Raw genomic sequence first — 12,907 nt, forward strand, 5'->3', positions numbered from 1 at the left:
GGGCAGGGCGACGAGCCTGCCCGGGTCGGGGGCCCCGGCGTCGCCCGCGGCGCGGCCCAGGGCCGACGCCCACGCCGTCATCGCGGCCTCCAGGCCGGGCAGCTGCTCCGGCGTCGCGCCCTTCTGCCGCGCGAAGCCGTGGACCGCCCCGTGGCGGCCGAGCAGCGGGACGTCGACGTCGCTGGCCACCACCAGGTCGACGCCGGCCAGCACCTCGCGCGCGGCGCGCAGGCCGCGGAGCCCGTCGACGGCCAGGCCCGCCAGGCCGCGCGGGCCCTGGTCGGTCCGTACGCCGTCGGCGTGCACCCCGAGCGCCCCGAGCAGCCCGGCGCCGCCGTCGACGGTGACCGAGCCCCCGAGGCCGACGACCACCCGCTGCGCCCCCTCCTCGACGGCGACCTGCAGCAGCTCGCCGACCCCGACGGAGGTCGCGGTGGCCGGGTCCCGCCGGCCGGGCGGCACGAGGTGCGCCCCGCACGCCTGCGCGCTCTCCAGGTAGGCGCTGGTCAGGCCCGACGGGTCGTCCTCGGCCTCGACGAGCAGGACGGTCGCCGGGACCGGGTCGCCGTGCGGGCCGGCGACGGTCGTCGCCAGCGCGCGGCCCGGCAGCGACCCCGACAGCGAGTCCACGAAGCCCGGCCCGCCGTCGGACATGGGCACCAGGTCCAGGTCGTCGCCCGGGGCGTGGGCCGCCCAGCCCTCGGCCATCGCGGCCGCCGCCTGGCGCGCGGTCAGGGTGCCGGTGAAGCAGTCCGGGGCCACGACGACACGCACGGGGGGCAGTGTGCCCGGCGGCGGACCGGGCTGCGCGGCGCCCGTCGGGGCCAGGGCCGGCGGCGGGCGCCGGTGTGCTGCACTTCTGCCATGACAGCTCCGGTCGGCCTGCCGGCCCCCGTCGTCCCCGTCGCGGCCCGCTCCTCCGTCGTCCCCGACTCGCTCCTGCTGCTCGGCCGCTCCGGCGACCTGGCGAGCGAGCGCGGCGTCGAGTGCCCCGGCGACCTCCCCCGGCTGTCCGACCCCGACCTGGTCGCCCGGGCGCGTCGGGCGCGCGCCCGGCTCGGCGACCGGGCGTTCGTGCTGGGCCACCACTACCAGCGCGACGAGGTCATCGAGCACGCGGACGTCACCGGCGACAGCTTCAAGCTGGCCAAGGACGCCGCTGCACGGCCCGAGGCGGAGTTCATCGTCTTCTGCGGCGTGCACTTCATGGCCGAGAGCGCCGACATCCTCACCTCCCCCGACCAGGCGGTCGTCCTGCCGGACCTGTCGGCCGGCTGCTCCATGGCCGACATGGCCGCCATCGGGCAGGTGGAGGACGCCTGGCAGGTGCTCGAGGGCGCCGGGCTGGCGGAGACGACCGTGCCGGTGACGTACATGAACTCCTCCGCGGCGATCAAGGCGTTCACCGGCCGGCACGGCGGGACCGTCTGCACGTCGAGCAACGCGGAGACGGCGCTGCGCTGGGCGTTCGAGCAGAGCGGCGGCCTCGACGGCGGGGGCCGCGTGCTGTTCCTGCCCGACCAGCACCTGGGCCGCAACACCGCCGTGCTCGCCCTCGGCCTGTCGCTGGACGACTGCGTGGTCTACGACCCGTGGAAGCCGGGCGGCGGCGTCGACCCGCAGCGCCTGGCCGGTGCCCGAATGGTCCTGTGGCGCGGGCACTGCTCGGTGCACGGCCGGTTCACCGCGGACGCCGTCGAGGGCTACCGGCGCAAGATCCCCGGCGTCACTGTCGTCGTCCACCCGGAGTGCCGCCACGACGTGGTCACCGCCGCCGACCTGGTCGGCTCGACGGAGTTCATCGTGCAGGCGCTGGAGCGGGCCGAGCCGGGCTCGGAGTGGGTCATCGGGACCGAGCTCAACCTCGTCAAGCGCCTGGCGGGGATGCACCCGGACAAGAAGGTCCACTTCCTCGACCGGGACGTCTGCTACTGCTCGACGATGAACCGGATCGACCTGCCGCACCTGGTGTGGGCGCTGGAGTCCCTCGCCGACGGCCGCCTGGTCAACCGGGTGCAGGTCGACGACGAGACCGCCCACTTCGCCCGGGTCGCCCTGGACCGGATGCTCGCCCTGCCGGGTCCCACCAGCAAGGACTGAGCCCGCTCAGCGTGGGCTGAGGGCCTCCAGCAGGAGCGCCTCGGCGAGGCAGACCCTGGCGAACTCGCCGACGTGCAGCGACTCGTCGGTGCCGTGGGCGCGGGAGTCGGGGTCCTCGACGCCGGTGACGAGCACCGAGGCGCCCGGGAACACCCGGTCCAGGTCGGCGATGAACGGGATGGACCCGCCCACGCCGATGTCCGCCGGCTCGCTCCCCCACGCCGTGGCCAGCGCCCAGCGCGCCGCCGCGTAGCCGGTCGAGGTGGTGTCGGCGGCGAAGCCGTGGCCGTGCTCCTCGGCGACGACGTCGACCTGCGCCCCGCGCAGCGGCTGGGCCAGCACGTGGGCCCGCAGCGCGGCGAAGGCGGCCTCCGGGTCGGCGCCCGGCGGGATCCGGACCGAGACGCGTGCCCGTGCGGAGGGACGCAGCGTGTTCGAGGCGTGCGCGACGTCCGGGCCGTCGATGCCGATGACCGTGAGGGCGGGCCCGGTCCACACCCGGTCGGCGACGGACCCGGTGCCGGCCAGCTCGACGCCGTCGAGGACGCCGGCCTCCTCGCGGTAGACGGCCTCGTCCCAGCCGTCCTGCGCGGCGGCGGCCCGGCGGGCGTGCTCGGGCATCTCGCCCAGGCCCGGGACGGCCACCGAGCCGTCGTCGGCGTGCAGCGACGCGAGCAGGCGGACGAGCAGGGCGAGCGGGTCCGGGGCGGCGCCGCCGTACATCCCCGAGTGCAGGGTGTGGTCGAGGGTGCGCACCTCGACGACGGCCTGCACGAGGCCGCGCAGGGTGGTCGTCAGGGCGGGCGTGCCCACGGCGGCGTTCGTGGAGTCGGCGACGACGAGGACGTCGGCGCGCAGCCGCTCGCCGTGCTCGGCGAGGAACGCCTGGAAGGACGGCGAGCCGATCTCCTCCTCCCCCTCGACGAACACCGTGAGACCGACGCCGGACCCGTCGGGGTGGGCGGCCAGGTGCGCGCGGACCGCCGCGAGGTGCGCGCAGACGCCCGCCTTGTCGTCGGCGGCGCCGCGGCCGTAGAGCCGGCCGTCCCGCTCGGTGGCGACGAAGGGGTCGCTCGACCAGTCGGACGCCTCGCCGGGCGGCTGGACGTCGTGGTGGGCGTAGAGCAGGACCGTCGGGGCACCGTCGGGCGCGGGGCGGCGGGCGACGACCGCGGGGGCGCCGGGGCTGCCGTCGGGGCGCGCGGAGCGGAGCAGCTCGACCTCGGGCAGGCCGGCCTCGCGCAGCAGCCGGGCCACCTCCTGCGCCGAGCGCTCGACGTGCGACTGGTCGAAGGCCGCCGCGCTCACGCTGGGGACGGCGACCAGCGCCCTCAGGTCGTCCAGGACCGTAGGGACCAGGCCCTCGACGAGCGCACGGGTGCCGGCGACGACGTCCTCGGGCGGGGCGGGCAGGGCGGCGGCAGGCTGGTCGGGCACCGGGGCACCGTAGCGCCGCGGCTATCCTCGGGCACATGTTCCGACGTGGGTCCAGCGCCGTCTCGTCCGTGCCCGTCGGGACGCCCGCGGAGCCGCTGTCCGGCAAGGGCCGCGCGACGCCCAAGCGCTCGCAGGCGCAGGCCGCCCGTCGCCAGCCGCTGGTCCCCGACGACCGCAAGGCCGCGGCCAAGCGGGCCCGCGAGGAGCGCCGCGCCGGCCAGACGCGGACCATGGAGGCCTACAGCACCGAGGACCAGCGGCACCTGCCGCTGCGCGACCGCGGACCGGTGCGGCGATACGTCCGCGACCTGGTGGACCGCCGCCGCAACGTCGGCCAGTACTTCCTGCCCGTCGCCTTCCTCGTGCTGTTCCTCGCCGTCGTGCCCAACGAGGTCGCGGTCCTGGTGTCCGCGGTGGCGATGTACACGATGCTCGGCGTGCTCGTGCTGGACTGCGTGCTGCTGTCGCGCACGGTGAAGAAGGCCGTGGCCGAGCGGTTCGGCGCCGAGGCGGCCGAGGAGCGCGGGCTCGGCTGGTACGCGGTCATGCGGGCCACCCAGATGCGCCGGATGCGCCGCCCGGTCGCCAAGGTGCGCCACGGCGAGGCCCCCCGCCCGTAGGCGCCCGCCCCCGTCCGGTCCTCGGGCCAGGGGCACGTCCGGTCCGCCCCGGTTCGCGCCCACCCCCGCGCCGGGTGTGAGATCGGGTCATGGACTACCGACACCTCGGCCGCAGCGGCCTCGTCATCAGCGAGATCGTCTACGGCAACTGGCTCACCCACGGCTCCCAGGTCGAGAACGACGCGGCGACCGCCTGCGTGCACGCCGCCCTCGACGCCGGGATCACCACCTTCGACACCGCGGACGTCTACGCGAACACCGCCGCGGAGACCGTCCTCGGCGACGCGCTGCAGGGGCAGCGCCGCGAGAGCCTGGAGATCCTCACCAAGGTCTACTGGCCGACCGGCCCCAAGGGGCACAACGACACCGGCCTCGGCCGCAAGCACGTCATGGAGTCGATCGACGGCTCGCTGAAGCGGCTGAGGACGGACTACGTCGACCTCTACCAGGCGCACCGCTTCGACGTGACGACGCCGCTGGAGGAGACCATGGTCGCCTTCGCGGACATCGTCCACAGCGGCAAGGCGCACTACATCGGCGTCAGCGAGTGGACGGCCGACCAGATCCGCCAGGGCGCGGAGCTCGCCAAGGAGCTGAAGATCCCCTTCGTCTCCAGCCAGCCCCAGTACTCGATGCTCTGGCGCGTCATCGAGGAGGAGGTCGTCCCGGCCTCCGACGAGCTCGGGCTCGGCCAGATCGTCTGGTCGCCGATCGCCCAGGGCGTGCTCACCGGCAAGTACGTGCCGGGCCAGCCGCTGCCCGAGGGCTCGCGCGCGACCGACTCCAAGGGCGGCGCCGACATGATCAGCCGCTTCATGAACGACGACGTGCTGGGCCGCGTGCAGCAGCTCAAGCCCGTCGCCGAGCAGGTCGGGCTGTCCATGGCCCAGCTGGCCGTGGCCTGGGTGCTGCAGAACCCCAACGTCTCCGGCGCGATCATCGGCGCCTCGCGGCCCGAGCAGGTCACCGAGAACGTCGGCGCCGCCGGCGTCGAGCTGCCCGCGGAGGTCATGACGGCGATCGACGAGGCGCTGGGCGACGTCGTCGTCCGCGACCCCGCCAAGACCCTCGAGGGCATGCCCAAGGGGCGCAGCGTCGCCTCCTGAGCCACCCCGCACCGCCCGCACGACCGGCTCCACCGGTCTTGCGCACGACGAGGGCCCGCGTCCACCACGGACGCGGGCCCTCGGCGTGCGGGCGGGAGGGGTCAGCCCTCGGGCGGGTGCAGGCTCATCGGGCCGTAGACGACCTCCTGCTCGCGCAGGAGGGACACGGCGTCCACCCCGGCGTCGAGCAACTCGCGCCACGACTCCCCCACCCACGACTCGGCCTCGGCCTGGGAGGGGAAGCGCGCGGCCGGCAGGGCCGCCGCGTCCACGACCCCGCCGGCGGAGTCCTCGTAGCGCCACGTCCACGTCTCGCCGAAGGCCTGGGTCACGTCGGCCACGCTAGCCACGCAGCCGCGGCACCGCACGCGAGAGGGGCCGGCGGGGGTGTCCCCGGCCGACCCCTCTGCCCGTGCGGTCCTGCGGTCCTGTGGTCCCGGTCAGCCGTCGGTGGTCGCGGTGCCGGTGGCCTCCTCGGTCGGCTCACCGGTGGCGTCGCCCGTGGGCTCCTCGGTGGCCTCCTCGAGGTCGCCCTCGGTGACGGCCGGGTCGTCGACGGCGGGCTCCACGTTCGAGCCGCCCTCCTCGGCGCCGCAGCCTGCGAGCAGGGTGGCGCTGGCGAGCACGGCCACGGCCGCGCCGGCGAGAGTCCTGCGCATGTGTCCTCCTGGTCGTCCTTGGTCGAGCACGGCCCGGGCGGTACCCGGGTGCCACCTCGCGCGGCGGTCACGACGCTACGGACGGCCGGGCGCCGCGGCACCCTGGTGCGGAGCGCACCCGGGTCGGTGGCCGGGCCGGCGGGCCGTCGCGGGCACACTCTGCGCGTGAGCACTCTCGCCGACCTGCAGGCACTGGCCAGCGACGTCCGCCCCACCGGCCGGGCCGCCGAGCAGCACGCCCGCCACGGGGTCGAGGAGCTCCTCCTGCCGACCGGCTCCCTCGGCGAGCTGCAGCGCCTGGCCGTGTGGTGGGCCGGTGTCCGCCGCGACGCCGGCGCGCCGCCGCCCCGGGCCGTCCGCCTGCTCGTCGTCGTCGGGGACCACGGCATCGCGGTCCGCGGGGTGTCCGCGCTGCCCCTGGGCCACACCGCCGTCACCCTGCGCGGCCTGCACGAGGGCCGCTCGGCGGCGCACGCCGCCGCCTCGGCGCACGGCGTCGACGTCCAGGTCGCCGAGGTGGACGTGGCCGGCCCCCAGGGGCCCCGCTCCCAGCCGTTCGACGTCGGCCCGGCCATGGACCCGCAGCTGCTCGACGACGCGGTCGCGCAGGGCGCCGCCCTGGGCGACTCGCTGGCCGACGAGGGGCTGGACCTGCTGCTGCTCGGCGAGGTCGGCGTCGGGGGGTCGACGACCGCCGCGGCCGTCGTGGGGGCGGCGCAGCGCCGCCGGGTCCTGGAGGTGGTCGGCAGGGGCAGCGGGGTCGACGACGCGGCGTGGATGCGCAAGGCCGCCGCGGTCCGCGAGGGGCTGCGCCGCGCCCGGGCCGGCGGCAAGGACGTGCCCGCCCTGCTGGAGGCGGTCGGCTCCGCCGACGTGGCCGCCCTCACCGCGCTCCTGCTGCGCACGGCCGCCCGCGGGCTGCCGGTGGTGCTCGACGGTCCGGTGAGCGCGGCGGCCGCCGTCCTCGCCCACCGCGTGAGCCCGACCGCCCGGCAGTGGTGGCTGTTCCCCGAGCGGGGCGACGAGCCCGCCCTCCACCGCGCGCAGGACGCGCTCGGCATGCTCCCCGTCCACGCGCTGGGGGTCCGGACCGGCCTCGGGGTGGCGGGCCTCACGGCGCTCGGGACGCTGCGCACCGCCGTGGCCGTCGCGGTGTCCGGAGCCGCGCGCGCGGACCTCTGGCCGGTGGACCCGCTCGCGGACCCCGCCGAGGAGGACCCCGCCCACGGCAGCGCGACCGGCCCCGAGGACGGCGCCGGTCCGGAGGATCCCAGCGGCACCGTCGAGCAGCCGGCGGAGCCCGGCGCCGGCAGCGGGACCCCGGAGGAGCCCGTCAGTCCCTGACGTGCGGTGGCACGAACGGAGGCCGGGCCACCCGGCAGCGCAGCGCCCGGCCGCGGATGTCCACGACGACCTCGTCGCCCGCGACGAGACCCGCGGCGGTGTCGAGCAGCGCCAGCGCGATCCCGGTCCGCAGCGTCGGGCTGAACGTGCCGGACGTCGTCGTGCCCACCCGCTCGCCAAGGCCGTCGCCGTCGGGGCGGTGCACGGCCATCCCGGCGCGGGGCACGCCCCGGCCCAGGGCCAGCAGGCCGGTGGCCCGCCGGGCCGGGCCGGACGCCTTGAGCGCCACCACCGCGTCGCGACCGACGAAGTCCGGCTTGGCCCAGCCCACGGCGAACCCCAGGCCCGCCTCGACGGGCGAGACGTCGGTGCCGATGTCGCTGCCGTGCAACGGGTAGCCCATCTCGGTGCGCAGCGTGTCCCGCGCGCCGAGCCCGGCGAGCAGGCCGCCGTGCGCGGCCACCGCCCGGGACAGCGCGTCGAACACGCCGGCGGCGCGGGCCGCCGGCACGAGGACCTCGTAGCCCCGCTCGCCGGTGTAGCCGGTGCGGCAGACCACGGTGCGGTCCGACGGGTCGGACGGGTCGGAGCCGGGCGCCGACGGCACCGTGACGAAGGACAGGTAGTCGTGGCCGCGCGGCAGGCCGGCGGCGTCCATGACGTCGTCGGCGAGCGGGCCCTGCACCGCGAGGACGGCCACGTCGGCGTGGACATTGACGACCTCGACGACCTCCACGGCCTGCCCCTCGGCGGCGTACTGGAGGGCGCGGACCACGGCCGGGGCGTTGGAGGCGTTGGGGACGAGCACCAAGTCGTCCGCCGCGACCCGGTAGACGATGAGGTCGTCGACGATGCCGCCGTCCTCGGTGAGGCACAGCGTGTAGCGCGCCCGCCCGTCGGCCAGGTCGGCGACGGGCCCGCTCAGCACCCGCTCGAGAAGGGGCACGGCGCCGGCCCCCCGGACCAGGACGGTGCCCAGGTGGGAGACGTCGAACAGCCCGACCCGCTCGCGCACGGCCGCGTGCTCGGCGAGGGTGCCGCCGCCGGCGTACTCGACCGGCATGGTCCACCCGCCGAACGGGGCGAACCGGGCGCCCGCGGCGGCGTGCGCCTCGTGCAGGGGCGAGCGGTGCAGCGGGGCGGCGGGGGTGCCCGGCGCACCGGCGGCGGGGGTTCCGTCGGGGGTCTCTGATGCGGTGTCGGCCACGCCAGCACCGTAGTGTCACCCCCGCGCCGACTGGCGCCGACCGCCTCCGCCCGCCCCGTGCGGGTCCCGACCGAGGAGCCCCGTGACCGCTGCCCAGCCTGCCCCCGTCCCCCGCGCCGCGCTGAGCAGCGCGAAGCTGTCCGGCGTCCGCGCCGACGCCGCCGTCGTGGGGATGGTGAGCGGCCCCGACGGGGCCGCCGTCGCGGTCGGCGACCTCCCCAGCGACAGCGTCCAGGCCCTCGAGGCCGCCGCCGAGGCGCTCGACTTCACCGGCAAGGCCTCCACCACCCTCCGCCTGCCCGGCGTCGAGGGCCTCGAGGTGGAGCAGGTCGTGCTCGTCGGCCTCGGGGAGGGCGACGACGCCGGCTCCGTGGACTCCGACACGCTGCGCCGCGCCGCCGGCAGCGCCCTGCGCGCGGTCACCAAGGCCGCGACCGTCCTGCTGGTGCTGCCGGTGCGGGACGAGGAGCAGGTCCGTGCGGCCACCGAGGGCGCCCTGCTGGGCGGCTACCGGTTCCGCACCTACAAGACCGGCGAGACGCCGACCCTCGTCGAGCAGGTGCTGGTCCACGCGGGCGGCCGGCGCGACAAGGCCACGAAGACCGCCGTCGAGACCGGCACGGTGGCCGCCGAGGCCGTCGCGCTGTGCCGCGACCTCGTCAACACCTCGCCGCTGCAGCTCACCCCGGAGGCCGTCGCCGAGCGCGCCCTCGAGCTCGCCCGGAGCCTGCCGGTCAAGGTCACCGTGCTCGACGAGAAGCAGCTCGCGCGCAAGGGCTACGGCGGCATCCTCGCCGTGGGCCAGGGCTCGACCCGCCCGCCCCGCCTCGTCACGCTGTCCTACTCCCCCGCGCGCGCCAAGGGCCACGTCGCCCTCGTCGGCAAGGGCATCACGTTCGACTCCGGCGGGCTGTCCCTCAAGCCCCCGGCAGGCATGCCCGGCATGAAGGCCGACATGTCCGGCGCCGCCGCCGTGCTCGCCACCGTCGTGGCCGCCGCCCGGCTCGGCCTGCCCGTCGCGGTCACCGGCTACCTGGCCCTCGCCGAGAACATGCCGTCCGGCTCGGCCCAGCGCCCCAGCGACGTCATCACCATGTACGGCGGCACGACGGTCGAGGTGCTCAACACCGACGCCGAGGGCCGGCTGGTGCTCGCCGACGGCCTGGTCACCGCCGCGGAGGTGTCGCCGGACGCCGTCATCGACGTCGCCACGCTCACCGGCGCGCAGGTGGTCGCGCTCGGCAGCCGCGTGAGCGGGGTCATGGGCAACGACGACGCGCTGCGCAGCGAGGTGCTCGACGCCGCCGGCGCCGCGGGCGAGCAGATGTGGCCGATGCCCCTGCCCGCGCACCTGCGCCGGGGCCTGGACTCGGTCGTGGCGGACATCGCCAACGTCTCCTCCTCGCGGGACGGCGGCATGCTCACCGCCGGGCTGTTCCTGCAGGAGTTCGTCGGCAGCAGGGGCGGCGCCCCGCTCCCCTGGGCCCACATCGACATCGCCGGGCCCGCCTTCAACGAGGGCGGCGCCTTCGACCACGTCCACAAGGGCGGCACCGGCGCGGCCGTCACCACGCTGCTGCGCCTGCTCGAGGCACGCGGCCGCTGAGGTGGTTGGATGATCCCGGACCTGCCGGGGCACCGTCGGTGACCGGTGAGCACGCACGCAGCGAGGTAGGAGCAGCACGTGGCTGAGCAGGAGTACGACGTCGTCATCCTCGGCGGGGGCAGCGGTGGCTACGCCGCCGCGCTCCGCGGTGCCGAGCTCGGCCTGCAGGTCGCGCTCGTGGAGAAGGACAAGCTCGGTGGCACCTGCCTGCACCGCGGCTGCATCCCCACCAAGGCGCTGCTGCACGCCGCCGAGATCGCCGACGCCACCCGCGAGAGCGAGACCTTCGGTGTCCGCGCCACGCTCGAGGGCATCGACGTCCCCGCCGTCACCAAGTACCGCGAGGGCGTCGTCGGCAAGCTCTACAAGGGCCTCCAGGGCCTCGTGAAGAGCCGCAAGATCACCTATGTCGAGGGCACCGGGCGCCTCGCGGACGCCCACACCGTCGAGGTCGACGGCCAGCGCCTGCGCGGCAAGCACGTCGTGCTCGCCACCGGCTCCTACGCCCGCACCCTGCCCGGCCTGGAGATCGGCGGCCGGATCCTCACCAGCGACGGCGCGCTGGCCCTGGACCACGTCCCGGACAAGGTCGTCGTGCTCGGCGGCGGCGTCATCGGCGTGGAGTTCGCCAGCGTGTGGCGCTCCTTCGGCGTCGACGTGACGATCGTGGAGGCCCTCCCCCGCCTGGTCGCGGCCGAGGACGAGGCCGTGTCCAAGGTGTTCGAGCGCGCCTACCGCAAGCGCGGCATCACCTTCAAGACCGGTGTCCGGTTCACCGGCGCCACCCAGGACGACGACGGCGTCACGGTGACGCTGGAGTCCGGCGAGGAGCTGCGCGCGGACTACCTTCTCGTGGCCGTCGGGCGCGGCCCGGTCACCGAGGGCCTCGGCTACGAGGAGGCCGGTGTGACGGTCGACCGTGGCTTCGTCCCCACCGACGAGCGCCTCCGCACCGGCGTCGACAGCGTCTTCGCCGTCGGGGACATCGTCCCCGGCCTCCAGCTGGCCCACCGCGGGTTCGCCCACGGCATCTTCGTCGCCGAGGAGATCGCCGGGCTGAACCCCGCCCCGGTCGTCGACGTGATGATCCCGCGCGTGACGTACTCCGACCCCGAGATCGGCAGCGTCGGCTACACCGAGGCCCAGGCCAAGGAGAAGTTCGGCGCCGACAGGGTCGAGACGTACGAGTACAACCTCGGGGGCAACGGGCGCAGCCAGATCATCGGCACCGCCGGGTTCGTCAAGCTCGTCCGCGAGAAGGACGGCCCCGTGGTCGGGGTCCACACCATCGGCGCGCGCATGGGCGAGCAGATCGGCGAGGGGCAGCTCATCGTCAGCTGGGAGGCCTACCCGGAGGACGTGGCGGCCCTGGTCCACGCGCACCCCACGCAGAACGAGGCCATGGGCGAGGCGCACCTGGCGCTGGCGGGCAAGCCGCTGCACGCGCACAGCTGACCCACCCGGACCACCGCACGGCCCGCCCGTCCACCCGGGCGGGCACGCACAGACCCGCATCCCGGCCGACCCCGGCCAGCACACCAACGCAGTCGCAGACGGAGGACGAGCCGACATGGCGAACCCGGTCAACATGCCGCCCCTGGGTGAGAGCGTCACCGAGGGCACGGTCACCCGATGGCTCAAGCAGGTCGGGGACCGGGTCGAGCAGGACGAGCCCCTGGTCGAGATCGCGACCGACAAGGTCGACACCGAGATCCCGTCGCCCGTCGCGGGCACCCTGCTGGAGATCACCGTCCCCGAGGACGAGACCGCCGAGGTCGGCGCCCAGCTCGCCGTCATCGGCGAGGAGTCCGAGGCCGGCTCCGGCGGCGGCGACGCCGGCGGTGCCCCCGACGACGCGGCGACCCCCGAGGTCCGCGAGGAGGAGCGCCAGGACTCCGGCTCCGAGGCCCCGTCGTCGGAGGACTCCGTCCCCGTCGAGCAGGCCGACGTCCCGGCCGAGGCGCCCAGCCCCGACGCCGACGCGCCCGCGGCCAAGCCGACCGCCGACACCCAGCATGGCGGCGGCGGCACCGAGATCGTCATGCCCGCGCTCGGCGAGTCCGTCACCGAGGGCACCATCACCCGGTGGCTCAAGGCCGAGGGCGACACCGTCGAGGTCGACGAGCCGATCGTCGAGGTGGCGACCGACAAGGTCGACACCGAGATCCCGTCGCCCGTGGCCGGCACCGTCCTGCGCATCCTCGTCCAGGAGGACGAGACCGCCGAGGTCGGCGCGCCCCTCGTGGTCGTCGGCGACCCCTCTGCCTCCGGCGGCAGCCAGGACACTCCCGCCCAGGACCCCGCCCCCGCGGAGGAGCCGACACAGGCCCCCGCCGCCGACGTCGAGGACGCCGCCGCGGAGCAGCCCCCGACGACCGGCACCCCCCAGGGCTCCCCCGAGCCGCTGCAGGACGCCCGCTCCGGGCAGCAGCCCCCCGAGGCCTCCGGCGAGCACGCCGGCGACACCGCCGAGGACAGCTCGGCCGGGCAGTACAACTCTCCCGAGGCCCAGGTGCCCCAGCCGACCGCGCTGGACACCACGCCGACCACGCAGGACTCCGAGCAGGGCTCCGGCGCGCAGCCGTCCGGGCAGGGCTCCGGCATGTCGGCCGTCTCCACCGGCGGCGACGCCAGCGGGTACATCACGCCGATCGTCCGCAAGCTCGCCGGCGAGAAGGGCGTCGACCTGTCGACCGTCACCGGCACCGGCGTCGGCGGGCGCATCCGCCGCCAGGACGTCCTCGCCGCGGCCGAGGCCGCCGAGAAGGCGTCGCGGGCCGCTGCCGAGACGCCCGCCCCGGTCGAGGCCCCCGCGCCGGCCGCAGCCG

The 12,907-nt window shown here is 76.2% G+C and carries 12 protein-coding genes; 7 read left to right on the forward strand and 5 right to left on the reverse strand.

The features are described from left to right. Nucleotides 1-774: glycerate kinase (locus WCS02_RS11400; protein ID WP_340293160.1), on the reverse strand; the 774-nt coding region annotated here is incomplete at its 3' end. A gap of 90 nt (nucleotides 775-864) precedes the next feature. On the opposite strand from WCS02_RS11400, the gene nadA reads away from it, so the two are divergent. Further along, entirely contained in the window at nucleotides 865-2,100 is a 1,236-nt protein-coding gene (gene nadA, locus WCS02_RS11405) for a quinolinate synthase NadA (RefSeq protein ID WP_340293162.1), read from the forward strand. A gap of 6 nt (nucleotides 2,101-2,106) precedes the next feature. Here the strand turns inward: nadA and WCS02_RS11410 are convergent, their stop codons facing one another. Then, the gene (locus WCS02_RS11410) at nucleotides 2,107-3,537 is read right to left on the reverse strand and encodes a M20/M25/M40 family metallo-hydrolase (RefSeq protein ID WP_340293164.1); all 1,431 of its coding nucleotides are present in this window, start codon (nucleotides 3,535-3,537) and stop codon (nucleotides 2,107-2,109) included. A gap of 35 nt (nucleotides 3,538-3,572) precedes the next feature. Between WCS02_RS11410 and WCS02_RS11415 the strand changes: the two genes are divergently transcribed. Together WCS02_RS11415 and WCS02_RS11420 are read left to right on the forward strand one after the other, a co-directional pair. Further along, nucleotides 3,573-4,157: a DUF3043 domain-containing protein gene (locus tag WCS02_RS11415; RefSeq protein WP_340293166.1), complete on the forward strand. Its 585-nt coding sequence runs from the start codon at nucleotides 3,573-3,575 to the stop codon at nucleotides 4,155-4,157. A gap of 89 nt (nucleotides 4,158-4,246) precedes the next feature. After that, complete coding sequence (locus WCS02_RS11420) at nucleotides 4,247-5,263, forward strand: aldo/keto reductase family protein (RefSeq protein WP_340293168.1); 1,017 nt, start codon at nucleotides 4,247-4,249, stop codon at nucleotides 5,261-5,263. Between the two features lie 101 nt (nucleotides 5,264-5,364). On the opposite strand, the gene WCS02_RS11425 is transcribed toward WCS02_RS11420, so the two are convergent. Then, complete coding sequence (locus WCS02_RS11425) at nucleotides 5,365-5,595, reverse strand: hypothetical protein (RefSeq protein WP_340293170.1); 231 nt, start codon at nucleotides 5,593-5,595, stop codon at nucleotides 5,365-5,367. A gap of 108 nt (nucleotides 5,596-5,703) precedes the next feature. Then, nucleotides 5,704-5,922 (reverse strand): hypothetical protein, encoded by a 219-nt coding sequence (locus WCS02_RS11430; protein ID WP_340293172.1) that lies wholly within the window; start codon nucleotides 5,920-5,922, stop codon nucleotides 5,704-5,706. Nucleotides 5,923-6,087: 165 nt separating this feature from the next. Here WCS02_RS11430 and WCS02_RS11435 point away from each other — a divergent pair, with 165 nt between their 5' ends. After that, nucleotides 6,088-7,266 carry a nicotinate-nucleotide--dimethylbenzimidazole phosphoribosyltransferase gene (locus WCS02_RS11435; RefSeq protein WP_340293174.1) on the forward strand — a complete coding sequence of 393 codons (1,179 nt, stop codon included), beginning with the start codon at nucleotides 6,088-6,090 and terminating at the stop codon, nucleotides 7,264-7,266. Here the strand turns inward: WCS02_RS11435 and gcvT are convergent. Further along, nucleotides 7,256-8,473, reverse strand: coding sequence for a glycine cleavage system aminomethyltransferase GcvT (gene gcvT / locus WCS02_RS11440; protein ID WP_340293176.1), 1,218 nt, complete (start codon nucleotides 8,471-8,473; stop codon nucleotides 7,256-7,258). The genes WCS02_RS11435 and gcvT overlap by 11 nt on opposite strands. An 82-nt stretch (nucleotides 8,474-8,555) precedes the next feature. On the opposite strand from gcvT, the gene WCS02_RS11445 reads away from it, so the two are divergent. The 3 genes from WCS02_RS11445 to WCS02_RS11455 form a co-directional block, all read left to right on the forward strand. Beyond that, complete coding sequence (locus WCS02_RS11445) at nucleotides 8,556-10,079, forward strand: leucyl aminopeptidase (protein ID WP_340293178.1); 1,524 nt, start codon at nucleotides 8,556-8,558, stop codon at nucleotides 10,077-10,079. 78 nt (nucleotides 10,080-10,157) lie between these two features. Further along, a complete protein-coding gene (lpdA, locus tag WCS02_RS11450; protein WP_340293180.1) occupies nucleotides 10,158-11,534 on the forward strand; it encodes a dihydrolipoyl dehydrogenase in 1,377 nt (458 codons plus the stop codon). Between the two features lie 115 nt (nucleotides 11,535-11,649). Continuing rightward, a partial coding sequence (locus WCS02_RS11455; RefSeq protein ID WP_340293182.1) for a biotin/lipoyl-containing protein occupies nucleotides 11,650-12,907 on the forward strand: 1,258 nt, incomplete at its 3' end.

It is taken from the genome of Aquipuribacter hungaricus, assembly GCF_037860755.1.
Taxonomy (GTDB): Bacteria; Actinomycetota; Actinomycetes; order Actinomycetales; family JBBAYJ01; genus Aquipuribacter; species Aquipuribacter hungaricus.